The 24,614-nt window shown below is 35.2% G+C and carries 20 protein-coding genes and 1 tRNA gene; 15 read left to right on the forward strand and 6 right to left on the reverse strand.

Annotation, left to right across the window (positions count from 1 at the left end; translation table 11 throughout):
* Positions 1-13: 13 nt before the first annotated feature.
* Both nusA and rimP read right to left on the reverse strand, forming a co-directional pair.
* Positions 14-1,246, reverse strand: coding sequence for a transcription termination factor NusA (gene nusA, locus D9R05_RS08555; RefSeq protein ID WP_121666812.1), 1,233 nt, complete (start codon positions 1,244-1,246; stop codon positions 14-16).
* Positions 1,247-1,258: 12 nt separating this feature from the next.
* Positions 1,259-1,720 (reverse strand): ribosome assembly cofactor RimP, encoded by a 462-nt coding sequence (gene rimP, locus D9R05_RS08560; RefSeq protein WP_121666813.1) that lies wholly within the window; start codon positions 1,718-1,720, stop codon positions 1,259-1,261.
* Between the two features lie 167 nt (positions 1,721-1,887).
* Here rimP and D9R05_RS08565 point away from each other — a divergent pair, with 167 nt between their 5' ends.
* Positions 1,888-2,721 carry a universal stress protein gene (locus tag D9R05_RS08565; RefSeq protein ID WP_121666814.1) on the forward strand — a complete coding sequence of 278 codons (834 nt, stop codon included), beginning with the start codon at positions 1,888-1,890 and terminating at the stop codon, positions 2,719-2,721.
* Here D9R05_RS08565 and D9R05_RS08570 read toward each other — a convergent pair.
* Positions 2,714-4,231, reverse strand: a complete 1,518-nt coding sequence (locus D9R05_RS08570; protein ID WP_162984931.1) for an AsmA family protein — start codon at positions 4,229-4,231, stop codon at positions 2,714-2,716. The genes D9R05_RS08565 and D9R05_RS08570 overlap by 8 nt on opposite strands.
* Before the next feature lie 179 nt (positions 4,232-4,410).
* Between D9R05_RS08570 and D9R05_RS08575 the strand changes: the two genes are divergently transcribed.
* The 7 genes from D9R05_RS08575 (at position 4,411) to D9R05_RS08605 (ending at position 12,169) form a co-directional block, all read left to right on the forward strand.
* On the forward strand, positions 4,411-4,614 hold the full coding sequence (locus D9R05_RS08575; RefSeq protein WP_121666816.1) for a hypothetical protein: 204 nt from the start codon (positions 4,411-4,413) through the stop codon (positions 4,612-4,614).
* 60 nt (positions 4,615-4,674) lie between these two features.
* Complete coding sequence (locus tag D9R05_RS08580; protein WP_121666817.1) at positions 4,675-5,298, forward strand: metallophosphatase domain-containing protein; 624 nt, start codon at positions 4,675-4,677, stop codon at positions 5,296-5,298.
* Positions 5,299-5,421: 123 nt separating this feature from the next.
* A complete protein-coding gene (locus tag D9R05_RS08585; RefSeq protein WP_121666818.1) occupies positions 5,422-5,766 on the forward strand; it encodes a hypothetical protein in 345 nt (114 codons plus the stop codon).
* 148 nt (positions 5,767-5,914) lie between these two features.
* A complete protein-coding gene (locus D9R05_RS08590; protein WP_121666819.1) occupies positions 5,915-6,310 on the forward strand; it encodes a hypothetical protein in 396 nt (131 codons plus the stop codon).
* A gap of 162 nt (positions 6,311-6,472) precedes the next feature.
* The gene (locus tag D9R05_RS08595) at positions 6,473-7,555 is read left to right on the forward strand and encodes an efflux RND transporter periplasmic adaptor subunit (protein WP_121666820.1); all 1,083 of its coding nucleotides are present in this window, start codon (positions 6,473-6,475) and stop codon (positions 7,553-7,555) included.
* A 23-nt stretch (positions 7,556-7,578) separates the two neighbouring features.
* The gene (locus D9R05_RS08600; protein ID WP_121666821.1) at positions 7,579-10,743 is read left to right on the forward strand and encodes an efflux RND transporter permease subunit; all 3,165 of its coding nucleotides are present in this window, start codon (positions 7,579-7,581) and stop codon (positions 10,741-10,743) included.
* Positions 10,736-12,169: a TolC family protein gene (locus tag D9R05_RS08605; protein ID WP_121666822.1), complete on the forward strand. Its 1,434-nt coding sequence runs from the start codon at positions 10,736-10,738 to the stop codon at positions 12,167-12,169. Before D9R05_RS08600 ends, D9R05_RS08605 begins: the two co-directional genes overlap by 8 nt.
* 181 nt (positions 12,170-12,350) lie before the next feature.
* Here the strand turns inward: D9R05_RS08605 and D9R05_RS08610 are convergent.
* A tRNA-Gln gene (locus D9R05_RS08610) sits at positions 12,351-12,423 on the reverse strand.
* Positions 12,424-12,581: 158 nt separating this feature from the next.
* Here D9R05_RS08610 and D9R05_RS08615 point away from each other — a divergent pair.
* On the forward strand, positions 12,582-15,914 hold the full coding sequence (locus D9R05_RS08615) for a glycosyltransferase family 117 protein (protein ID WP_121666823.1): 3,333 nt from the start codon (positions 12,582-12,584) through the stop codon (positions 15,912-15,914).
* Between the two features lie 61 nt (positions 15,915-15,975).
* On the opposite strand, the gene D9R05_RS08620 is transcribed toward D9R05_RS08615, so the two are convergent.
* Both D9R05_RS08620 and D9R05_RS08625 read right to left on the reverse strand, forming a co-directional pair.
* Positions 15,976-16,275, reverse strand: coding sequence for a thioredoxin family protein (locus D9R05_RS08620; protein ID WP_121666824.1), 300 nt, complete (start codon positions 16,273-16,275; stop codon positions 15,976-15,978).
* A gap of 63 nt (positions 16,276-16,338) precedes the next feature.
* The gene (locus D9R05_RS08625; RefSeq protein ID WP_121666825.1) at positions 16,339-17,565 is read right to left on the reverse strand and encodes a metallophosphoesterase; all 1,227 of its coding nucleotides are present in this window, start codon (positions 17,563-17,565) and stop codon (positions 16,339-16,341) included.
* A gap of 439 nt (positions 17,566-18,004) precedes the next feature.
* On the opposite strand from D9R05_RS08625, the gene polA reads away from it, so the two are divergent.
* The 6 genes from polA (at position 18,005) to rpsB (ending at position 24,588) form a co-directional block, all read left to right on the forward strand.
* Complete coding sequence (gene polA / locus D9R05_RS08630; protein ID WP_121666826.1) at positions 18,005-20,848, forward strand: DNA polymerase I; 2,844 nt, start codon at positions 18,005-18,007, stop codon at positions 20,846-20,848.
* Between the two features lie 160 nt (positions 20,849-21,008).
* Complete coding sequence (locus D9R05_RS08635) at positions 21,009-21,638, forward strand: hypothetical protein (RefSeq protein WP_121666827.1); 630 nt, start codon at positions 21,009-21,011, stop codon at positions 21,636-21,638.
* Between the two features lie 27 nt (positions 21,639-21,665).
* Positions 21,666-22,151 carry a hypothetical protein gene (locus tag D9R05_RS08640; RefSeq protein ID WP_121666828.1) on the forward strand — a complete coding sequence of 162 codons (486 nt, stop codon included), beginning with the start codon at positions 21,666-21,668 and terminating at the stop codon, positions 22,149-22,151.
* Positions 22,152-22,648: 497 nt separating this feature from the next.
* The gene (gene rplM / locus D9R05_RS08650) at positions 22,649-23,104 is read left to right on the forward strand and encodes a 50S ribosomal protein L13 (protein ID WP_121666830.1); all 456 of its coding nucleotides are present in this window, start codon (positions 22,649-22,651) and stop codon (positions 23,102-23,104) included.
* The gene (rpsI, locus tag D9R05_RS08655; RefSeq protein WP_121666831.1) at positions 23,105-23,491 is read left to right on the forward strand and encodes a 30S ribosomal protein S9; all 387 of its coding nucleotides are present in this window, start codon (positions 23,105-23,107) and stop codon (positions 23,489-23,491) included.
* 167 nt (positions 23,492-23,658) lie between these two features.
* Entirely contained in the window at positions 23,659-24,588 is a 930-nt protein-coding gene (gene rpsB, locus D9R05_RS08660) for a 30S ribosomal protein S2 (RefSeq protein ID WP_121666832.1), read from the forward strand.
* Positions 24,589-24,614 lie beyond the last annotated feature (26 nt).

Raw genomic sequence — 24,614 nt, forward strand, 5'->3', positions numbered from 1 at the left:
TAAATGTTATCATTTAATCTTCAAATTCTTCTTTTAAAATCTGGACAACATTTTTAATTGTTTCTTCTTCCAGATCTGTGATTTTTACCAAATCGTCTATATCCTTTTCGAGAATACTTTTTGCGGTATCTAAACCGATTCTTGAAAATTCTTTAATTACCCAATCTTCAATTTCATCTGAAAATTCTGATAATTCTACGTCCTCTTCTACACCTTCTCTAAACACATCTATTTCAAAACCGGTTAACTGACCGGCTAATCTAATATTATGTCCGCCTCTACCAATTGCTTTTGAAACTTCTTCTGGTTTTAGCATTACTTCTGCACGTTTTCCTTCGTCATCAATTTTGATAGAAGTGATACGTGCCGGACTTAATGCTCTTGTAATGAACAATTGGTCGTTAGTTGTGTAATTAATTACATCTATATTTTCGTTTCCTAATTCTCGAACAATTCCGTGAATTCTGGATCCTTTCATTCCTACACAAGCTCCTACCGGATCAATTCTATCATCGTAAGAATCTACCGCTACTTTTGCTTTTTCACCTGGAATTCTCACTACTTTTTTAACGTTAATTAAACCGTCGAAAACTTCAGGAATTTCTTGTTCAAATAATTTTTCCAAGAAAATTGGTGCGGTTCTAGATAGTATAATTACCGGCTTATTCCCTTTTAATTCTACACTTTCTATAACTCCTCTTACGTTTTCTCCTTTTCTAAAAAAGTCTGAAGGAATTTGACGATCTTTTGGCATTACTAGCTCGTTACCTTCATCATCAAGCAAGATAATCGCTTTATGACGAATATGATGAACTTCTGCCGAATAAATCTCTCCTTCTAATTCTTTAAATTGTTTATAAACGTTTGTATTATCGTGTTCATGAATCTTAGAAATTAGGTTTTGGCGAAGTGCTAAAATTGCTCTACGACCAAGATCTATAAGTTTTACTTCTTCAGAAACATCTTCTCCAACTTCAAAATCAGGCTCTATTTTTCTTGCTTGCGAAAGTGCAATTTCTTGATTATCATCTTCAACTTCACCATCTGCAACTACAATTCTATTTCTCCAAATCTCTAAATCTCCTTTATCTGGATTGATAATAATATCAAAATTATCATCTTCTCCAAACTTCTTTTTCAAAGCATTTCTAAATACATCTTCCAAAATCGCCATTAAGGTAACGCGATCGATCAACTTATCATCTTTAAACTCTGAAAAAGAGTTGATTAAATCGATATTTTCCATATCAAATTTTAATTAAAATGTTATCATCACTTTTGCTTCAACAATATCGTTGTATGGTAAAACCGCTTCTTTTTTCACGGTTACTTTACCTTTTCCGACGGGTTTAGGTTCTCTTGCTTTCCATTTTAGCAAGACCTCATTTTCGTCGGCTTTTTCTAATTTCGCTTCATAACTATCGGTTTCGGTTTTTACGGCTAGTTTTCTACCGATATTTTTTTTAAACTGCCTTGGCAATCTTAAAGGGGTAGAAACTCCGGCTGAAGTAACCTCTAGCGAAAAATCTTCTTCATCCCGATCTAGGTTATGTTCAATTTTTCTGCTTACATCAATACAATCATGTACAGAAACTCCCTTATCATCATCTATGATAACCAAAATTTGGTTGTTTTGTTTGATTTCAAAATCTATTAAAAACAACGTGGGTTTCTCTGCTAATGCCTGCTCTATCAATTCTTTAATCTTCTCCTGCTGCATTGAAAATAGTTATAAAAAGAGGGGACTTTTTGTCCCCTCACTTATCGATTTCTTTCTTCGTGCTGCAAATATACTAATAATTTCTTACATAATAAATTAGATGTGTAATGAAAATTATTTGTAACTTTAAATAATAACAATTTCTAACAACTAAAACTTATCTTAATATGAAAAAAATTCTCGTCCCAACCGATTTTTCTGAACAAGCTGAAAGCGCTTTAAAAGTCGCAGCTCAATTAGCCAAAAAATACGATGGAGAGATTTTTCTACTGCATATGCTAGAATTACCAATGGAGTTAATTGACCCTACCACACAAAGCAATACAAATAATCCGCCCGAAGCATTGTTCTTTATGAGACTTGCACACCAACGTTTTGAAGATATGATGAGTCGTGATTTTTTAAAAGATGTAAATGTTCATGAAACCGTAGAGTTTCATCAAGCTTTTGAAGGGATTATGGAAGTTAGCAAAAAACATGATTGCGATCTTATTGTGATGGGTTCTCACGGCGCAACCGGCTTAAAAGAAGTTTTTATTGGCTCTAATACAGAAAAAGTAGTACGCCATGCCAATTTACCGGTATTAGTCATAAAAAACGATATTCCATTATTTGATGTTCAAAATTTTGTATTTGCGTCTGACTTTGTAGATGATGGTAAAGAATCTTTTCTAGAAGCGGTAGATTTTGCCAAAGAAATTGGTGCAAAAATGCATCTGGTTTATATTAATACGGCTAATAAATTTAAAACGACAACTAAAATAGAAAACCGTATCAATAAATTTATTAAGGGAGCTCATCTTGGAGATCATACCATTACCGTATATAATGACGAATCTATTGAAAAAGGCATCCTAAATTTTTCTGCTAAGGTAAATGCCGGCTTAATCGGTATAAGTACACACGGTAGAAAAGGAATTGCTCATTTCTTAAATGGTAGTATTGGAGAAGATTTAGTAAATCATGCTAAGCGTCCGGTAATTACCTTTAAAATTAAATAAACGCTTTTTTTAATCCAGCTTCGAGACAAGACCAAAAATAATTCCAAAAAGATTTGGTCTTGTCTCTTTTTACATTTTGTACTCGCTTAGTAATTTCTCCATTTTTAGGATTCTTCTTTACAATTACATTTGCCAAAAGACTTAAAAGACTATTCTTTTTTTGACCATCTTTTTGCAAGACCTCTACTTTAAAATTACGATACGCCAATTTTAATTCTCCTCCGGCTTCATTATAATTTCCCGAAAAATTAAAATACACTTCCTCTACTCCATCGCCGGTAGTTTTCATATTAAATGCCGGCACAAAAAAAGCATTCATAGATGAAGCCGGGATGTTAAAAGATCTTCCATTAATATTAAAGCGATCTAAAGTATCGTTAACTTTAAAATTCCAATTGACCTTAAGTGGTGATTTCCCCATAAACGAAGTACTAATATCTACTTGTGTTCGTGGAAAATCTTTACGATCTAAATTTTTATTTGTCAATGGTGCAATACTTGCCTGAAAGTCTTTAAATTCAACTTTACCGGGCGCTCTATCCTTTTTGATCAATTCTTCGTAAACAATATTAGCATCTTCAATTAAAAGGCTATCAATAGAAATTTCTGCCGGTACTTTTCTTAGCATTTTGCTATACAAATCTTTTTTTCGCGTATCGTTTTTCACTGTTTTGTCTCGATAAATTTCAAAATCCAAGCGGTTTAAAACTAATTTTGGCGCTTCAAAAACAGGCACAGTATCATTAAATGAAAATTTGTAATGCGGAATATGAAGTTTTTTCAACTTCAACTCCATTAAATCTTTTTCATACGGAATTACCTTTACATAACTTTCTCTTGTTTCTTTAGGGTGCATCGCTAAGTTTGAAACTGTTAATTGATTTTCACTAAGCTGTAATTGGTCTAGTTGTAATGCTTGAAGTTTATTCAACTCATATTGCAAGCCCTTAACATCTAAAAGAAGGCTTTTATAGGTAAACGGAATTTTCTCAGCCATAGTTTTTTCGGTAACCGCAATGCCATTCAATTTTACATTATAGTGCTTCACATGTAAAAGTTGAACAGAATCATTAGAAAAGCGAAGGCTCCCGTTATTAACGCTTAGCTGGTGAATAAAAATTGGCTTTTTAGGGGAAGATTTTTTGTTGGCCTTTTTTTTCTTATTTGCTGAATCATTTTTTTTCTTAAAATTTGCTTCCGGTTTTTCTACCCTGATAGTATGGAATGCAATTTCTTTATCAAATAAAAAACGGGTATAATTAAAATCTTTAACCGCAAGTTGATCGGTTGTAATAAACATTCCATTTTTTTGATAAGAAAGCTTATTAAAAACCACACTGCCCGACCAAAGATCTAATGAAAATTTTTCATAATCTAACTCACCCGTTTTCACCTTTTCAACCAGCGCATCCGTAATTTTCGAGCGTACATATTGGTGTGCCGCAAAGTAAATTACGCCAAGTACAAAAATGGTAATTCCTACTCCTAAAAGTATTTTTTTTAGCTTCACATTATTCAATTAATGCTTCTAATGTATTATTCTTTTATTGGACAAGCCTACGCTTTAAGAGTTTTTAACTTAAAAATATTAACCAAGTATTTTCCTGACGTTAAATTTCAGCTAAAGATGATTTAAAATTTGATTTGTAAACCATCTCAACCGTATATTTACAACGAAATCAAATATTTATGCTCGCAAAACTCTTTATAGGAATACTTTTTATCATTGCCGAAATATCGCTAGGCGTTTACAGTTTACTTTTTAGTGAAAGTCTTCTGGCAAGATTCCTATTTTTCATGTTAAGCGCAGTACTTATTTGTTTTGCTGTTATTAAGATGAGCAGTAAAATTTTACCTTTTGAAGAAAACGAAGCTTTTAAAGAAGAAAAATAATTAACCAATAATATTTTTATAATCCGATGATTTTTCATCGGATTTTTTGTATTCTACACTATGACCATTATTTGTATTTCCGACACACATAATAACCACAAAAAACTGGAAATCCCTGCGGGTGATATTTTAATTCACGCCGGAGATTTAACCGAAGCCGGAACCAAAAGAGAATTAGAAAGCTTTTTTAAATGGTTTAGTGAACAACCCCACCAACACAAAATTTGCATTGCGGGAAACCACGATTTCTATTTAGAATCTTGTTCGTTAACAGAACGAAACAAACTAATTCCCAAAAATGTACATTACCTTCATGATAAGAGTGTAAAAATTATGGACTTAAATTTTTGGGGCTCTCCACACACGCCAGTTTTAGATCGCTGGGCGTTTGGAAAAGACGTATTATCACTAGAAAAACATTGGGATAAAATCCCAAAAGAAACCGATGTGGTGATTACACACACACCGCCTTATGATATTTTAGATGAATCACATCAGCAAAACGCGTTAGGCTGTGCTATTCTAAGGAAAAGAATTGCTTCCATACAACCACGATTTCATATTTTCGGACACATGCATAACAATTACGGCATTGTAAAATTTGCTGAAACTACCTTTGTAAATGCTACTTCTTTTAATGATTCGTATTCACTAATCAACAATCCTATAAAACTAACTCTATAAAAAAATCATAAAATAGCGGTTGTTTTTCACAATAGAAGTTAATTAGAAATAATGCAACATTTTATTACCAATAAATTAACAACTGCTCACGTATCTTAGCATTGTAATTAAAACGCTAATGCTATGAGAACTTCTTATCAGTCTGATACTATTTTAAATGAAATGAATAATTTAATCGCGTATAGCTGTCAAAGCAACGAAGTTTCTACTTCTAATTTCAACACCTTTCATACAGCTTTAATAAAAAAACATTTTGAAGCGATTGAAGTCGACATTCAAAGAGAACTTAAAAATATAGAATTGAAGGTTTTAATTAAAGACAATCAATATGTTCACGTAAATCTAAGCTACAATACTTTAGAAGATTTCTTAAAATCTTGTTTAGAAGATGATTTGGGCAGCTTGTCTTTTTATCAAAACATGCTGACTTTTTATAATGTAGGTGTGAGTAATTATTTTTTTTATTGAATCATCACTCCCTATCCATTAATTGAATCCCTTTTATAAGGGATTTTTTTATGTAAGCTTCTTATATAAACGGCAAGGTTTTTGAAAAACATTTAAAAGTCATAAAGACTTGGCTATGTGAATAGCTTCACTTAATTTTGCATCACAAATGAAAAGGGCATTTAAATATTTTCTACTCTGTATAGTAATCCTTATCGGATCTACACAACTTTATGCCTTTAATCAAACCCAGAATTTTTTAACTACAGCTAATAAAACTGTTAATTCAGCAACATATGAATTAGCCTTTTTATATAAACCAGCGTCTTCAGATCATACCAATAATTTAGAAATTGTTGGTATCGATGTTGAAAAAGAAGAATACGAATGGTTCTCCGTTAAAAAATTTGTAGAAAATCACCAAAAAGCTGTCTCGCTTTGTTATGCCTTTTTATACCAGTTTTCTATAGAGAATAAGACTGACAAAACAAAACATTACCATAATACTTACCAAATAACCTCGCTTAAACCACTATACATTCAGTTTAGTGTTTTTAGGTTATGATTTAACCCCTCAACATACAACCTTTTCTTGGTTGTCTTTTATCACAACGATAAAATTTAGCGCGTAATATCGGTTTGTTTTAATATAAACACACCTATAACGCCAGCATGTTTTCATGCAACAATATTACACACCTAAAAATCTTATAAACAGATTATTATCATGAAAAAAATTCTATTATTCATGGGCTTATGTGGCATGATATGCCTAACAAGCTGTGAATCAAAAAAACATGAAAAAGAATTAGTGTCTACATTTCTTGTGACCCAGCCTATTCGTAAAGACACCTTAATTACCAATCAATATGTTGCACAAGTTCAGTCTATAAGGAATATTGAAATTAGAGCACAAGAACGAGGATATTTGCAAGATATCTATGTAGACGAAGGAGAGTCAGTTAAGAAAGGGCAATTGATGTTCAGAATTATGCCAAAACTCTATGAGGCCGAACAACAAAAAGCCGAAGCAGAAGCAGAATTTGCAAAAATAGAATACCTCAACACTAAAAAGCTAGCGAATAGTAATGTCGTTTCTCCAAATGAGTTAGCGATGGCAAAAGCACATTACGATAAAGCAAAAGCAGAATTAGCACTTGCTAACGTGCATTTAGATTTCACTAGTATTCGAGCTCCTTTTGAGGGTATTTCAGATCGACTTCATCTAAAATTAGGAAGCCTGGTTGATGAAGGTGATTTATTAACCACACTTTCCGATAACAGCGAAATGTGGGTTTATTATAATGTACCGGAAGCCGAATATCTAGAATATATGAATACCAAAAATTCTGAAGATAAAAAAGAAGTTCAGCTTCTTATGGCAAACAACAAAATGTATCCCGAAACAGGAATCGTAAAAACCATCGAAGGAGAATTTAATAACGAAACCGGGAATATCGCCTTTAGAGCAACTTTTCCTAACCCAAAAGGTTTATTAAGACACGGCGAAACTGGAAGCATTATCACCACAATTCCATTTAAAAATGCTTTGTTAATACCACAAAAAACAACTTTTGAAGTGTTAGACAAACACTACGTCTATGTAGTTTCAGAAGAAAATAAAATCGAAGCGAAAGAGATTAAAATTGCAAGTGAACTTCCGCATTTATATGTGATAAGTTATGGCATTACCGAAGAGGATAAAATTCTTTTGGAAGGCTTACGAAAAGTAAGAAACGGAGATGAAATCGAATACGAATTCGAAGAGCCCGAAAAAGTGATTAATCACTTGCAACTATATGCCGAATAAATCAATAGCAAAATTCAGAAAAAATGTTTAAACGATTTATACATAGACCTGTATTTGCTATAGTGATTTCAATCATTATAGTTTTTATGGGGTCTTTAGCCATAAAAAAATTACCCATATCTCAGTTCCCTCAAATTGCACCAACTACGGTAAATATTTTTGTAGCTTATCCGGGAGCAAGTGCTGATGTGTTGGTAAAATCTACCCTAATTACCTTAGAAAATTCTATTAACGGAGTACAAGATATGCGCTATATTGCTACCGATGCTACGAGTGCCGGTGAAGCAACACTTCGCGTTATTTTTGAACCCGGCACAGACCCTAATGAAGCTGTAGTTCGGGTAAAAACCCGAGTCGACAGGGTAATGCCACTTTTACCTGAATTAGTTCAGCGAGAAGGTGTTAGCATTACGCCCATTCAGCCTAGTATGTTAATGTATGTAAATCTATATTCTAAAAATGAGAATATGGATGAAAAGTTCTTGTACAACTATGCGAATGTGAAAATGATTCCTGAAATCAATCGGATTAAAGGTATTGCAAAATCCACTATTTTAGGAAGTAGAAAATATGCGATGCGGGTATGGTTAAACCCGGATAGAATGCGAGCCTATGATGTTTCTGTTGATGAAGTAATGGAAGCCATGAAAGAACAAAGTATCGTTGGTCGCCCAGGACGTTTAGGAAGGAGTTCTGGTATCGAAGCACAATCTTTAGAATATGTATTAACTTACAAAGGGAGGTACAATGAACCCGAGCAATATGAAAATATAATTATCCGGGCAAATCCAGATGGTGAAAGTTTACATCTAAAAGATATTGGTCGAGTAGAACTCGGAAGTGAATTTTTTGATATTTATTCCAATTTAGATGGGCATCCTTCTGCAGCAATCGTACTGAAACAAAATTACGGTAGTAATGCAAGTGATGTAATTGATGAGGTAAAAGCAAAACTCGAAGATATGCGAGTCGACTTTCCCCCGGGAATGGATTATAAAATTAGCTACGATGTTTCTCAATTCTTAGACGCATCTATTGAGCAGGTGGTTCACACCTTACGAGATGCTTTCTTTTTAGTAGCCATTGTGGTGTTCATTTTCTTGGGAGACTGGCGATCTACTTTAATTCCTATTTTGGCTGTTCCGGTCTCATTAGTAGGTGCTTTTTTCGTAATTCAATTTTTTGGTATTTCCATCAACCTCGTTACACTATTCGCTTTAGTATTAGCGATTGGTATTGTTGTCGATGATGCAATTGTTGTTGTTGAAGCCGTCCACGCCAAGTTTGAGGAAGACCCGAAAATTTCTCCCTATAAAGCCGTTAAAAAAGTACTCGGTGAAATTAGTGGAGCAATTATTGCCATTACGATGGTAATGGTTTCCGTATTCTTGCCAATCTCTTTTATGTCGGGGCCTGTAGGTACATTCTACCGACAGTTTTCCATTACGATGGCTAGTGCAATTGTAATTTCAGCCTTAATCGCCCTTACATTAACACCGGTTTTATGTGCAATATTGCTTAAAAATCATCATGGAAAAGAGAAGAAAAAGAATATTTTAATCAAAGGACTTGATAAATTCAATTCTGGTTTCGATAAACTTACCGGAAAATACGTAGGAATTTTAAAAAGAATTGTTAGCAGAAGATGGTTAACATTTGGTATTCTAGTGGCTTTCTGTGCCGGAATCTTTTTAGAAAATCAAATTTTACCTTCAGGTTTTATTCCGAGTGAAGATCAAGGTACAATCTACGCGATTATTCAAACACCACCAGGAGCAACCTTAGAACGTACCAATGAAGTTTCTATGGAACTTCAGAAAATAGCAGAAGAAGTTGATGGAATAGAATCGGTTTCGTCCTTAGCGGGTTATGAAATCATGACAGAAGGGCGTGGCTCTAACGCCGGTACGTGTTTAATTAACCTAAAAAACTGGTCAGATCGAGAGCATACCGTAAAAGAAATTATGGAAGAGCTCGAAGAAGAATCCAAAGACTTAGGTGCGATAATTGAGTTTTTTGAACCACCAGCCATTCCTGGGTTTGGTTCTTCCGGTGGTTTTTCTATGCGTTTATTAGATCAAAATACAGATACAGATTACCAAGAGTTCGATAAAATTAATCAAGAATTCATGGAGAACCTTAGAAAGCGAAAAGAGTTAAAAGGACTTTTCACCTTCTTTGCTGCAAATTATCCGCAATATGAATTAGAGTTCAATAATGAATTAGCGATGCAGAAAGGAGTTTCTATTGGAAAAGCGATGGAAAACCTGAATATTCTAATCGGTAGTACGTACGAACAAGGTTTCATTAAATTTAATCGCTTTTTTAAAGTTTATGTTCAATCTGACCCTAAGTTTAGAAGATTACCCTCCGATGTGTTAGATATGTATGTAAAAAATGATCACGGAGAAATGGTTCCATATTCCGCCTTTATGAAGCTAAAAAAACTACAGGGCCCTAACGAGGTAACTCGATTCAACATGTATAATTCTGCGGCAATTCGTGGACTCCCGGCAAAAGGCTACACTACTGCAGATGCTATTGAAGCCATTCGTGAAGTTGCAAAAGAAACCTTACCGAAAAATTATGATATTGCTTGGGAAGGACTTTCGTATGATGAATCTCATCGGGGTAATGAATCACTATATATTTTCTTAATCGTTTTGGTGTTCGTTTATTTTGTACTTGCCGCACAATATGAAAGTTTCATAATTCCGTTGACAGTAATTTTCTCACTTCCTGTGGGAGTTTTCGGTTCGTTTATGTTGCTGAAATTCATGGGGCTTCAAAATGATATTTACGCACAAATCGGACTCATAATGTTAGTTGGTCTTTTAGGTAAAAACGCGGTATTAATTGTGGAATTTGCCGTTATAAAACATAGGGAGGGCTATACTATTTTAGAATCTGCCATTGAAGGTGCAAAAGTTCGTTTTAGACCTATTTTAATGACTTCTTTTGCTTTCATCGCCGGATTAATTCCATTGATAGTTGCAACCGGAGCCGGAGCAATCGGTAACCGAACGTTAGGAGCTTCAGCTTTAGGCGGAATGCTTTTCGGAACCATTTTCGGTGTAATTATAGTTCCCGGTTTATACTACATTTTTGGTAGTCTGTCCGAAGGAAAATCATTAATAAAATATGAAGACGATAATCCGTTAACAGAAGATTTTGAATATGATGAATAGAAAAAAAATAATTCAAGGAGTAGGAATTTCAATGCTATTTTTACTCGTCAGTGCTTGTGGCGTTCCTAAACTCACACAGAAAGAAGTGAATAAAGAGATTCCTGCGAGTTACAACAGCTCACGGGACACCCTTAATTCCGCAACGATCAATTGGAAAGAATTTTTTACCGACCCACATTTAAATCGGTTAATTGACACCGCCTTAGCTAATAATCAAGAGCTGAATATCATCTTGCAAGAACTTCAAATTACTAAAAATGAGGTTCAAGCGAAAAAGGGAGAATATTTACCTTTTGTAGGATTAAGAGGAGGTGCCGGTTTTGAGAAATCCGGTAGATATACCAGAAACGGAGCAGTGGAAGAAAGTCTAAATATCAAGGACGAAAAAACAATGCCTGACCCTTTACCTGATTATATGCTGAGTGCTTATGCAACTTGGGAAATAGATATTTGGCACAAACTACGTAATTCGAAAAAAGCAGCAGTCATGAATTACCTGTCGAGTGTAGAAGGGAAAAATTTTATGACGACCAACCTGATTGCTGAACTTGCTAATTCATATTATGAATTACTTGCACTTGATAATCAACTGGATATTGTACAACGAAATGTAGCCATTCAAACTAATGCCTTAAGAATTGTTCGCTTACAAAAAGAAGCGACTCGCGTAACGTCCTTGGCGGTTCGGAAATTTGAAGCAGAAGTATTTCATACCAGAAGTTTACAATATGAAATTCAGCAAGAAATTACAGAAAAAGAGAATCGTATAAATTTTTTAGTGGGGCACTTTCCGCAGCATGTAGAACGTAGTAATAAAAATTTTGATACGTTAATTCCTAAAAAAATTCACACAGGACTTCCGGCCCAGTTGCTGGAAAACCGACCGGATATTAAACAAGCAGAATTAGAGCTTAGTGCGGCTAAACTTAATATTAAAGTTGCTAAAGCTAGGTTTTACCCTTCATTAGGAATTTCTGCCGGCATAGGATTTCAAGCTTTTGATCCCTCATACTTATTAAAAACTCCGGAATCGCTTTTATACTCTTTAGCTGGAGACCTGACCGCTCCTCTTATTAATAGAAACGCTATAAAAGCAGCCTATTCTAGTGCAAATGCAAAGCAAATTCAAGCGGTGTATAATTATGAGCGCAGTATTTTAAAAGCCTATATAGAAGTTGCCAATCAGCTTGCAAAAATTGATAACTTGGAAAAGAGCTACAACTTAAAAGCACAAGAAGTTGAAGCTCTTACTAAATCGATTAATATTGCTAATGATTTGTTTAAATCCGCTAGAGCAGATTACATGGAGGTTTTACTCACCCAACGTGATGCCCTAGAGTCGAAGTTTGAATTGGTAGAAACCAAGAAAAATCAGCTAAATGCTTTGGTAGATATGTACCAAGCTTTAGGTGGCGGATGGAATTAAAATGCCAAAACTATAAGTAAAGCTAAAAACCCCGATTCTTTTTACAGAATCGGGGTTTTTTTATTTTATCAACCTACAAAAAATTACCGGAACAACACTCAGCATAAACTTCTAGTCCAATCAACTTCTTATTTTTCAACATAAAAAATCCCGACCAAATAAATGATCGGGATTAATTCTGTTGGCCTACTAGGGCTCGAACCTAGACTCTTCTGGACCAAAACCAGACGTGTTGCCAGTTACACCATAGGCCAATGCTTGAATGCGGTGCAAATTTAATATAAACTTTTAATTCACCAAATAAAAAATAAAAAAAAATTCAAGGCAATAGGATAATTTTAATTTCGTTCTAAGCTCATTCAGCATTTATTCTTAAATTCGCCACACGCAGAAATTTTTTCAATCCGAAAGCATGACAGAACTTAACTTTAGCAAGTGGAATAAAATTTTAGGATGGGCCGTTTTTCTTATCGCCCTCATTACATATACCTTAACTGTAGAACCCACCGCTAGTTTCTGGGATGCCGGGGAGTATATTTCTACGGCAGCAAAATTACAAGTAGGTCACCCACCGGGCGCTCCATTATTCCAAATGATGGGAGCATTTTTCTCTACCTTCACTACAGATGAAACCAATGTTGCCCTAATGGTCAATATGGTTTCGGTCGTTTCCAGTGCATTTACTATTCTATTTATGTTCTGGTCTATTTCTATCTTGGTGAGAAAAATTTCCGGTTCGGCAGAAACCTTATCAACTTCCTCTAAAATTGCGGTTTTGGGGAGTGCATTAGTCGGTTCACTTGCGTTTAGTTTTACCGACAGTTTTTGGTTTAACTCCGGAGAAGCAGAAGTTTATGCGATGGCAAGTTTTCTTATGGCAGTACTTTTTTACCTCGGCTTATTATGGGAACGCGATATGTTTAAACCACGCGGAAACCGATGGTTAATTTTAATCGCCTTTATTATTGGTCTTTCATTTGGTGTACACTTTATGGCCTTACTCACCATTCCTGCTATCGGATTTTTATATTATTTTAAAAACACCGAAAAAATTACGGCCAAAAACTTTATCCTAGCTAATATTATTGTAGTGGCTATCTTATTGTTTATTTTTAAATTATTATTGCCATATACGCTGACTTTTTTCGCTGAAGCGGAAGTATTTTTTGTCAACTCGATTGGATTACCATTTAATTCAGGAACCATTATTGCCGGTTTAGTGGTATTGATCGCTTTTTTCTATGGATTTAAATACACCAAAAAGCACAATTACATTCACGCCAATACATTTTTACTATGCGTATTGTTTATTTTTATCGGATTTTCCAGTTGGATTATGCTTCCTATCCGTGCCAATGCCGGAACGGTTATTAATGAAAACAGCCCCGACAATGCACGAGAATTATTAGCCTATTATAATCGAGAGCAATATCCTGAAACCAAATTGTTTTACGGTCCGCAGTTTACAGACACCTTCGCCGGTTTAGATGAAGAAGAACCCTATATCGATGATAAACCAAAATATGAAGAAGATGAGGCTAGCGGAAAATATATTATTGTAAACAATTGGGAAAATGCTAAACCAAATTCAAGCAGTAAACACAAAACATTATTACCCAGAATGTGGAGTCCGGAGCATATTGCAAATTACATGCAATTTACGGGACCTATAGAGTTTACCATCAGACCAGAATATCAGCAAGAACAACAGCTGGTACAAACAGTAAACGAATTTAAAAAAGCCTACGCCTTAGGAAAAATTGACAATGAAGATTACGTGTCTTTTCTACGCCAATTCGGCCAATATATTGATGTAAAAAAACCTTCTACCACTTCCAATATCCGTTATTTACTTGAATTCCAAATCGGCTACATGTATATGCGCTATTTTATGTGGAATTTTGTGGGGAGGCAAGACGATATTCAAGGAAGGTATACCGATTTACATGGAAATTGGATTAGCGGAATTGACTTTATAGACGAAATGTTCTTAGGCTCTCAAGATAACCTGCCTAGTGATGTAAAAAATAACAAAGCAAGAAACACCTATTTTTTCCTACCATTGATTTTAGGAATTATCGGTTTGGTTTTTCAACTTAAAAAAGACAATAAGAATTTTTGGGTTCTCTTAGTTTTCTTCCTATTTACGGGAATTGCCCTTAAAATTTACCTCAACGAACGTCCGTTTGAGCCGAGAGAAAGAGATTACGCGCTTGTCGGCTCCTTTTATGTATTTGCCATTTGGATTGGCTTTGGTGTTTATGCCTTATACGATATGCTCAAGAAAAACCTGTCGGCAAAAATAGTAGCGCCGCTGGTTACCGTGGTTTGTTTACTTGCCGTTCCCGGGATTTTAGTCTCGCAAAATTGGGACGATCACAACAGGTCTAACCGCTATACCACCACGGCCATGGCTAAAATGTATTTAGACTCTGTAGAAGAAAACGGAATTCTATTTACTATTGGCGATAACGACACTTTTGCCCTATGGTATGCACAAGAAATTGAGGGGTATCGAAAAGACGTTCGCGTCATTAACACTTCCTTATTTGCGACAGCCTGGTATATTGACCAAATGAAGCGTGCCGCTTACGACAGTAAACCTGTAAAAACATTGTTAGAGCATAGTGACTACAGCTACGGAACTAATGATTATGTACGTTATTACAAAGATCCGCGTGTTCGAGATACGATGCTGATTAAAAATTGGCTTAAATACATTAAAAGTGACGACCCGAGTACACAAGCTGAAACGCAAACAGGACAAATGGTGAGCACCTTCCCGACTAAAAATATTCGAGTTCCGGTAAGTGCGAGTAATGCTATAAAAAGTGGTATTGTTAAAGAAAAAGATCGCAATAAAATTGTTCCTTATATCGATATTAACCTCGATGAAAATGTTATGCTTAAAAATAGGATTTTAATGCTAGACGTGGTCGCAAATGCAAATTGGGAACGTCCTATTTACTTTACCGGCGGGAGCTTTGGAGATGATGATTACTTATGGATGAAAGACTACCTTCAACTCGACGGGGTTTGCTATAAACTTGTCCCGATTAAAACACCTATCGACCCGAGGATTCCTTATGACATGGGAAGAATTGATACTGATAAAATGTATGATATTGTGACTAATTGGGAATGGGGAAATAGCGGAAGTGATGAAATTTATCACGATCCGGAAACCAGAAAAAACTCCATTACATATAGAGGAAATTTAGCACGTTTGGTTGAAAATCTAATCGCTGAAAAAGATAGTGTTCGTGCCAAAAAAATATTAGATCTGGGTATGGAAAAAATGCCTGTCGATAAATTTGGTCACTACACTTTATTAGAACCTTTTATTGACGGTTATTACCAAATCGGTGAAAAAGAAACTGCCCGAGAAATATGGAAAAAAACCGCCGAAAAATATCACGAAAAACTACGTTATTATAGCAGCTTACCGCTGAACAAACAATATGAATACGGCGAAACTATTATTACGGCTATTGAGCGCTACCGAAGTTTAGTCGACTTATTAATTCTTAATCAAGATGAAGAATTGGTAGAGGAAAAAGCCGAGGAGTTTAATAGTTATTTAAAAATGTTTAAGCATTTTTATAAAGAAGAAGAGTCGTATAATACTCAGGAGCCGGAAGAAGAAATAGATCCTGCTTTAGAAAACGAGTTGTTAAACCCTAGAAATATAGCTCCGAATGATTCCACACTTATGGATGGGACAGAAACTGATATTATTCCTTAAAGAGAAAAACCTGCAAGTAATTTTGCAGGTTTTTTTTATTAAACAGACTATTCTTAATTTTTTACTCGTTAAACTTTTGAAGCAGATGAATCAACGTATTGGCATCGTGTTCTCCGCTCTGGCGCCAAACCATTTCCGCATTTTTATATATCACCAAAGTAGGAAGGGTTTTAACACGCAACGCATCGGCTAGTTTCTTATTTTTATCAACGTCAATTTTTATAACTTTTGCACGATCTCCAACTGCGGCAGCTACATCTTTTAAAATAGGATGCATCGCTACTGAAGAATCATTCCATTCCGCATAAAAGTCTAATAATAGCGGAACATTCAGATCTATTAACTCTCCAAATTTAGCCATATGAAATTTTTAGAACTTAAAATTAGGCAAGAAGTTTTAGCTAACCAAAAATTTAGGAATATGTTAAGAACTTCGTTTCTTCTTTAATTTAATTACACTAATTTCAGGCCAAATCCCTACTCTACCCGGATAACCTAAATAACCAAATCCACGATTTACATTGATATAATTATCAAATTCCTGATAAATACCGGCCCAATTTTTATAGCGATATTTCACCGGGCTCCATTTTATCCAACCCGGAATTTCAATCCCGAATTGCATCCCGTGGGTATGCCCACTTAGAGTAAGTTGATATTTTTTAGGGTCATTTTTTAATTTCTCTTGCCAATATGAGGGATCGTGACTTAACATAATTTTAAAATCATTAGCTCCGAGCCCGGCTGCAGCTTTATCGGCATCGCCGTGTTTTACAAAACTGCCGGCTCCCCAGTTTTCAACCCCAACAACGGCAATACGCTCGCCGTTTTTCTCGATAAATCGATGTTCGTTTAACAACAAATCCCAACCCATCTTTTTCTGAGTATCTTTTAAATCCTGTAGGTTTTGGTGTTTAGCAGCATCAGATTCCCATTCGGCATAATCTCCATAATCATGATTTCCTAGAATAGAATACACCCCGTCCTTAGCCTGTAAGGTTCCAAATATGTCTTTCCAACTTTCCATTTCATCAGCTCGATTATTCACCAAATCACCCGTAAAAAAAATAGCATCGCTTTGTTGCTCATTAATTAAATTAACGGCATAATTTATTTTTTCATGATTGTCAAAGCTTCCACTATGCACATCACTAATTTGGGTAATCTGATAACCATCAAAAGCTTCCGGTAAATCCTCAAAAGCTAATTCATAACTTAATACTTGAAAGTTATACTTTCCGCGATACATGCCGTACAATAAAGAAGCAAAGGGAATGGCGGCAATTCCCAAGGCAATTTTACTCACAAAATCACGACGCGAAGCCAGGTAAAATCCTTTATCTGATGACCCCCACAAACTTTTAAAAACCCCGGTAATCAGTCGTACAATATCTTCGCCAAAAAGCACCAACATTAACACTAGTTTTGCTGAAATAAGCGCTAATAAAAATCCAAAGGCATAACTTTTTGCCCCCGTAAGTACCTGACCAGTATCAGGTTGTGCCCAATGAAAAATGAAATTCCCTAATACGCCAACAGAAATCAGCACATAAACCGCATAAACCCAATTGCTTTTCGTCACCGTTCGCAAGGCTTGAAAAGCGTAAAGACTAATAAGGATATAAAAAACAATAAAAATGATCCAGCGCATAATTGATTTTTTCAGCTGGCAAAATTAAAGCAAATAAGATGCCTAAACGATGATTTCTAAATATTTAACGAAAGATTGGTTTTTTCTGAATCAGACGTCTAAAGAGTCTATTTTCGTCAAACTGAACTTAATCCAGATCCGCATACTAATCTGTAAGACAGCAAGATGATATTCTGTTCCGATAGTTATTGGAATAAATTAAGAATGAAAAAGTTTGATACTTTTTCGATAACCTCATGATTTTGTAAAATCTCATCAGTATTCTGTATCAAACTTAAAATCACGTTTTAGCACTTGGCTCAAAAAGCGAAGCGCTCTAACTTCTATTTTCTAACAGCTTAACATTCTAATATCTTTAACAGAGGCGACTAATAACGTTTACATTTCCATTTTGTTGAAATAACTCGTAGTTTTGAAGACTTCCATAAAATAAGAACCCATGGCAAAACAAAAAAGACTTTTCCTGCTTGATGCGTACGCACTAATTTTTAGAGGCTATTATGCATTGATCAAAAATCCAAGAATCAATTCAAAAGGGCAAGATACTTCTGCCATTATGGGTTTTACGAATTCACTTTTTGATGTCATTAGACGAGAAAATCCCGATCATTTAGCCGTATGTTTTGACAAAGGCGGAAGCAAAGAAAGAACCGAACTATTTCCAGAATACAAAGCCAATAGAGATGAAACTCCAGAAGCTATTCGGATTGCGGTACCTATAATTCAAGAAATCTTAAAAGCGATGCACATTCCTTGTGTAGAACTCTCCGGTTTAGAAGCCGATGATATTATAGGCACACTCGCTAAACAAGCCGAAAAAGAAGACTACCAAGTTTTTATGGTAACGCCTGACAAAGATTTTGGGCAGTTAGTTTCAGAAAATATTTTTATGTACCGTCCTGCCAGAATGGGAAATAGTATCGAAATTTGGGGAATTCCAGAAATTCAAAAACGCTTTGGTGTAGAACGCCCAGAACAGGTAATTGATTATTTAGGAATGATGGGCGATGCTTCCGACAACATACCTGGTTTACCCGGTGTTGGCGATAAAACGGCCAAGAAGTTTATCGCGCAGTTTGATAGCATGGAAGGCTTGCTGGAAAACACCGATCAGCTAAAAGGAAAAATGAAAGAAAAAGTAATTGCCAATGCTGAATTAGGACGACTTTCAAAAAAACTAGCCACAATTTTCACCGATTGTGATGTGAAGTTTGATGCCGAAAATTATGAACTTTCTAAACCTGATGCCGAAAAAGTTGTTGAAATTTTCAAGGAATTAGAGTTTAGACGCCTTACCGATCAGTTCATGAAAATGTTTAACGAAGGGGAAACTTCAGGGAAAGGCTTAACCACTTCTTCAACTTCAGAAAACAAAAAAGCTGCAAAACCTACTGCCGGGGCGGGACAATTTTCGCTTTTTGGTAACGATACTTCCGGGGATAATGTTTCTGCCGAAAATTTTCAAGGCTATAAAACTATTGAGAATACATCGCATCTCTACCAAACCATTCAACCGGGAATGGCAACTGAATTGTTCTTAAAAAAACTGATGCAACAACAATCGGTTTGTTTTGATACCGAAACAACTAGCTTAAATACCCATCAAGCCAAATTGGTCGGGATTGCATTTAGCTGGGAAAAAGAAAAGGGCTATTATATTCCTATTCCTGAAGACGATGAAAAAGCACAAGAAACAGTAGAAATGCTTCGCCCGTTTTTTGAAGCAGAAGAAATTGAGAAAATCGGTCAGAACCTTAAATATGATATCAAGGTGATGGCAAACTACAATATTAAAGTAAAAGGAAAATTATTTGACACCATGTTGGCGCATTATATTATCAACCCAGATATGCGTCACAATATGGATGTCCTTTCAGAAACTTACCTCAATTATTCTCCTGTTTCCATTGAAACACTTATCGGAAAGAAAGGAAAAAATCAAAAATCGATGCGCGAAGTTCCGGTAGAAGAGCAAACCGAATACGCAGTGGAAGATGCTGACATTACCCTTCAACTAAAACAGTTTTTTACAGAGGAATTAAAAGATGCGAATAACGAAAAATTATTCAATGATATTGAAATCCCCCTCCTACGCGTGTTAGCTGATATGGAAATGGAAGGCATTCGATTAGATAAAGATTTCTTAAAAAAACTTTCTGACGCCTTAGAAAAAGATATTCTTCAACTTGAAAAAACAATTTATGAGGAAGCCGGCGAAGAATTCAATATTGGTTCACCAAAACAATTAGGCGAAATTCTCTTCGGAAAATTAGAATTGGTTGACAAGCCTAAAAAAACCAGAACGGGACAATATTCTACCGCCGAAGATGTGCTTTCTTATCTAGCCAACGACCATCAAATTGTTGCTGATGTATTGAGCTGGCGCGGATTGGTGAAATTAAAAAACACCTATGTAGATGCCTTACCGGAACAAATTGAAGAAAAAACCGGTAGAATTCATACCGATTATATGCAAACCGTTGCAGCGACAGGAAGATTGAGTTCTAACAATCCGAATTTACAAAACATCCCGATTAGAACCGAACGTGGACGCGAAGTGCGAAAAGCCTTTATTCCGAGGGACGAAAATTATGTGTTGTTGGCTGCCGATTATTCACAAATCGAATTACGAATTATCGCAGCCTTGAGTAAAGAAAAAACGATGATAAAAGCTTTTCAGGATGGCGAAGATATTCACGCTTCTACGGCCGCAAAAGTTTTTAATGTTCCGATAAATGAAGTAACCCGTGCACAACGAAGCAACGCAAAAACCGTCAACTTTGGAATTATTTATGGGGTTTCTGCCTTCGGCTTAAGCAATCAAACCGATTTAACAAGAGCCGAATCAAAAGAATTGATTGAAACCTATTACAAAACTTATCCGAAATTACGCGATTTTATTGATGAACAAGTAGAATTTGCACGTGAAAACGGCTATGTTTCAACGGTAATGGGAAGAAGACGTTATTTAAAAGATATCAACGCAAAAAATCATATGGTGCGTAGCGGAGCAGAACGAAATGCGGTAAATGCACCTATTCAAGGAAGTGCAGCCGATATTATAAAAGTAGCGATGATCAACATTCAGAAACGATTGAAAAGCGGAAATTACAAATCAAAAATGTTACTGCAAGTACATGATGAATTGGTATTCGATATTCATAAAGACGAATTGGAAGAATTAAAACCTATTATTCAATCTGAAATGGAAAATGCTTTTAAACTGGAAGTTCCGCTAGATGTTGAATTAGGTATCGGACAAAATTGGCTGGAAGCGCATTAAGTTTAGGTGATAGGTTTTTCTGGTATTCGTTTATAGATAACAGCTCTCGTCATCCCGAACCTGTTGCAGGATCTCATCCTTTTTATTCCCCAAAAAGAGGAGATTTCTTGTCGAACTCAGAATGATGCGAATACTGTTTACATTAAACAACTAAAAAAAAATGAAATTCAGTAAAGAATTTAAGGAAGCTGTTCTCCACTTATCCGAAAAGGAAAAAGACAAACTCTTAATCCGTTTGCTGAAGAAAGATCAAAATTTAGTCAACCGCCTATATTTTGAACTCTTAGATGATAAAGATGTCGATGATCGTCGGGCGATTATGGAAGAGTACATCCTAAAAAAAGGAAAAGAAATTGCTGAAAATGCTAAATCGCTTAATCAACTAAAGGTTTTAACGAGTTTTTTAAGCGGCGACATTTCCGAGCATGTACGCATCACCAAAGATAAATTTGGGGAAGTTTCGTTAACATTATTAATGCTTAGCACTATTCTTACGCACGCTAATCATTTATTCAAAAACACCAATTATGTTAAAGCCCGAAAGTTTTGCGTGTATGTAATTGCACGTACGTTTAAAATGTTAGTCCTTATTGAGCAAATGCATAAAGATTTATTGTTGGAATTTGAAGACGCTTTACCACAATTAGGAAACTTAATCGCTGAAAAACCATTCTTAATGGAAACAGCTATTCATCACGGACTCGATATCAATTGGCTAATACAACACGAAATCCCTGAACATATAGCTGAGATTCAAAAACAAATAAAAGCTCAGGGCTTTTTGAGGTGAATGGATTTAATTAAAAGTTTTCTTTAGATGATAAAAAGACCTTTACTAATTTGCTATCTTTTACTTCACTTAACTTCTTGTAAAAAGGAGGGGACAAAACATTTTTCATTCCAAGGCAATTGGAGTATGCTAACGCATGATTCTATCTATTATGAAGTGGAAATCACCAACGATTCTATTTACACCTATCATATTGAAATTGGGACTCAAAAACCCATTCATTATCAAAGTTCAGAAGATTTTACAGAAGTAACCTATACCGATGGAAGCACAGAAAGTTTTTTATTAAATAAGTATAATCACGATAGTATAGAGTTAATTTCAGATAAAAGTAATTTTAAATTTATAAGAATAGATTCCACAGAAACAAATTTCATGGAAGTTTCTAATAAAAAAGAATTTAAAGAATATGAAATTGATTATTTAATCAGGAAATTAAAAGCATTTGGAATTGAACATCCAAAATATTTAAATAGAGACAGCATTATCCAAAGAATCAATAATCTCGTCTAGAAACAAAAAAACTAATCCAGCCTCCTAATTAGCTCTCATTTTCTCTACCCATAAAATTATATACCCCCTACCCACACTACATTCAGTCTACAGTGGGAATACAGCGACACTGTGACTCCCCTATAAACAGTGGTGTAAACCTATTTAAAATCTTACACCAACCTTGGTTGCCCGCAAATTAAATTACACCAACTACCCAGGATCAAAACTTACCACCTATGCCCAACACTCAAACTTTAAATATTCAATATCTTGTTCTGAAATAGCCATAAAAAAACAACTATACCAAAAACAAAAGCAACAAAAACTTTATAAAGAGTATCAATTAATTCAGAAGGGTTTGCTTAGCTTTGACACTCAATTAATTGGCAACGAGTACAATTCGCTAAAAATTTAACGTTGACCACTTGCTGAATAAATTAATAATCGTACATTTGCACCCCTGTTTTCTCGCTTGAGAACAGGAAAGGAATGTTTAATTATTAAAAAAAGTTAGTGTGGACACATTAAGTTACAAAACAGTATCTGCCAACAGTAAGACCGTTAATAAAGAATGGGTTTTGTTGGATGCTGAAGGACAATCACTAGGTCGTCTTGCTTCTATCGCTGCAAAGTTTATTAGAGGAAAGTACAAGACCGATTACACCCCACACGTTGACTGCGGAGACAATGTAATTATTATCAATGCAGAAAAAGTCAACTTAACAGGAAAAAAATGGGATAACAAAGTTTACCTTCGTTACACCAACTACCCTGGGGGACAAAGAAGTTTAACAGCGCAAGAATTATTTGACAAAGACCCAGCGAGGCTTGTTGAAAAATCTGTAAAAGGAATGCTTCCTAAAAATAAATTAGGATCGGCTCTTTTCAAAAATGTAAAGGTTTATTCTGGATCAGAACACGATCACGAAGCGCAAAAACCTAAAAGTATTAACTTAAACGAACTTGTGTAAATGGAGACAATTCACAAAATCGGTCGTAGAAAAACTGCAGTTGCGCGTGTTTACCTTTCAGAAGGAAAAGGAAACATTACTGTAAACAAAAAGGACCTAAAAGATTATTTTACCACTGGAACACTTCAGTATAAAGTAAACCAAGCTTTAATGCTTACAGGAAATGAAGGAAACTTTGATATTTCTGTAAACGTTTTAGGTGGAGGAATTACCGGTCAGGCAGAAGCTGTTCGTCTTGCAATTTCTAGAGCAATGTGCGAGTTAGACGAAGAAAACAGAACAACGCTAAAGCCTGAAGGATTATTAACGAGAGACCCGAGAATGGTTGAACGTAAGAAATTCGGTCAGAAGAAAGCACGTAAGAAATTCCAATTCTCAAAACGTTAATGTATTTTTTGAAGCCTTTGTGTTTCAAAATAATAAACCAATTTTTAAAAAAGTATTTGTTGTTATTTCGGCAAGTGCCGAAAGTTAGTTTAGCATCTAAATAAATAAGGCCGTTTTTTACGCCGCTTATTTATTGCTATCTCAACAGAACGTAAACTATTACAAAAATGGCAAACAAGATAGAAGTTAAAGAATTACTTGATGCAGGTGTACACTTTGGTCACCTCACAAGAAGATGGAATCCAAACATGGCTCCTTACATTTATATGGAGCGTAACGGAATTCACATCATCAACTTATATAAAAGTGCTGCTAAAATGCAAGAAGCCGGAGAGGCTCTTAGCAAAATTGCAGCAAGCGGTAGAAAGATTTTATTTGTTGCTACCAAAAAACAAGCAAAAGAAATTATTGCTGAAGAAGCATCTAAAGCAAACATGCCTTACATTACTGAGCGTTGGCCAGGAGGTATGTTAACTAACTTTGTGACTATTCGTAAGGCTGTTAAAAAAATGGCAGCGGTAGATCGCATGAAAAAAGACGGTACGTTTAACTCGTTGTCTAAAAAAGAACGTTTACAAGTAGACCGTATGCGTGCTAAGTTAGAAAAGCAATTAGGTTCTATTACAGACATGACTCGCCTTCCGGGCGCATTATTTGTAGTTGACATTACACGTGAACACATCGCGATAAAAGAAGCACAAAAATTAAACATTCCTATTTTTGCTATGGTCGATACCAATTCTGACCCACGTGAAGTAGACTATGTAATTCCTGCAAATGATGATGCTTCAAAATCTGTTAAAAAAGTAATTTCTTACGTTTCCGATTCTATTGTTGAAGGCTTAACCGAGAGAAAAGCTGACAAAGAAGCGAAGAAAGAAAAGAAAGAAGCAGCTAAAAAAGACGATTCAGCTAAGAAATCTGAAAAGTCTTCAAAGAAAGAAAAAGCTCCTAAAGCAAAAAAAGAAGACGTAGAAGTTCCTTCTAAAGATGCTGAAGATCAAAAAGCGATGAAAGAAGCTAAAAAAGATGTAAAGTTAGAATCTAAGCAAGAAACTTTAGATAAAGCAACATCTTCTGAAAGCGATAAAAAATAAATAACAATTTTATAAAATTGATGATA

It is taken from the genome of Mesonia aquimarina (assembly GCF_003667275.1).
GTDB classification, from domain to species: domain Bacteria; phylum Bacteroidota; class Bacteroidia; order Flavobacteriales; family Flavobacteriaceae; genus Mesonia; species Mesonia aquimarina.

What these genes read in the sequence shown, in the direction of transcription:
- nusA (WP_121666812.1), bottom strand. Translation starts at nt 1,246, where the DNA reads ATGGAAAATATCGATTTAATCAACTCTTTTTCAGAGTTTAAAGATGAT.
- rimP (WP_121666813.1), bottom strand. Translation starts at nt 1,720, where the DNA reads ATGCAGCAGGAGAAGATTAAAGAATTGATAGAGCAGGCATTAGCAGAG.
- D9R05_RS08565 (WP_121666814.1), top strand. Translation starts at nt 1,888, where the DNA reads ATGAAAAAAATTCTCGTCCCAACCGATTTTTCTGAACAAGCTGAAAGC.
- D9R05_RS08575 (WP_121666816.1), top strand. Translation starts at nt 4,411, where the DNA reads ATGCTCGCAAAACTCTTTATAGGAATACTTTTTATCATTGCCGAAATA.
- D9R05_RS08580 (WP_121666817.1), top strand. Translation starts at nt 4,675, where the DNA reads ATGACCATTATTTGTATTTCCGACACACATAATAACCACAAAAAACTG.
- D9R05_RS08585 (WP_121666818.1), top strand. Translation starts at nt 5,422, where the DNA reads ATGAGAACTTCTTATCAGTCTGATACTATTTTAAATGAAATGAATAAT.
- D9R05_RS08590 (WP_121666819.1), top strand. Translation starts at nt 5,915, where the DNA reads ATGAAAAGGGCATTTAAATATTTTCTACTCTGTATAGTAATCCTTATC.
- D9R05_RS08595 (WP_121666820.1), top strand. Translation starts at nt 6,473, where the DNA reads ATGAAAAAAATTCTATTATTCATGGGCTTATGTGGCATGATATGCCTA.
- D9R05_RS08600 (WP_121666821.1), top strand. Translation starts at nt 7,579, where the DNA reads ATGTTTAAACGATTTATACATAGACCTGTATTTGCTATAGTGATTTCA.
- D9R05_RS08605 (WP_121666822.1), top strand. Translation starts at nt 10,736, where the DNA reads ATGAATAGAAAAAAAATAATTCAAGGAGTAGGAATTTCAATGCTATTT.
- D9R05_RS08615 (WP_121666823.1), top strand. Translation starts at nt 12,582, where the DNA reads ATGACAGAACTTAACTTTAGCAAGTGGAATAAAATTTTAGGATGGGCC.
- D9R05_RS08620 (WP_121666824.1), bottom strand. Translation starts at nt 16,275, where the DNA reads ATGGCTAAATTTGGAGAGTTAATAGATCTGAATGTTCCGCTATTATTA.
- D9R05_RS08625 (WP_121666825.1), bottom strand. Translation starts at nt 17,565, where the DNA reads ATGCGCTGGATCATTTTTATTGTTTTTTATATCCTTATTAGTCTTTAC.
- polA (WP_121666826.1), top strand. Translation starts at nt 18,005, where the DNA reads ATGGCAAAACAAAAAAGACTTTTCCTGCTTGATGCGTACGCACTAATT.
- D9R05_RS08635 (WP_121666827.1), top strand. Translation starts at nt 21,009, where the DNA reads ATGAAATTCAGTAAAGAATTTAAGGAAGCTGTTCTCCACTTATCCGAA.
- D9R05_RS08640 (WP_121666828.1), top strand. Translation starts at nt 21,666, where the DNA reads ATGATAAAAAGACCTTTACTAATTTGCTATCTTTTACTTCACTTAACT.
- rpsI (WP_121666831.1), top strand. Translation starts at nt 23,105, where the DNA reads ATGGAGACAATTCACAAAATCGGTCGTAGAAAAACTGCAGTTGCGCGT.
- rpsB (WP_121666832.1), top strand. Translation starts at nt 23,659, where the DNA reads ATGGCAAACAAGATAGAAGTTAAAGAATTACTTGATGCAGGTGTACAC.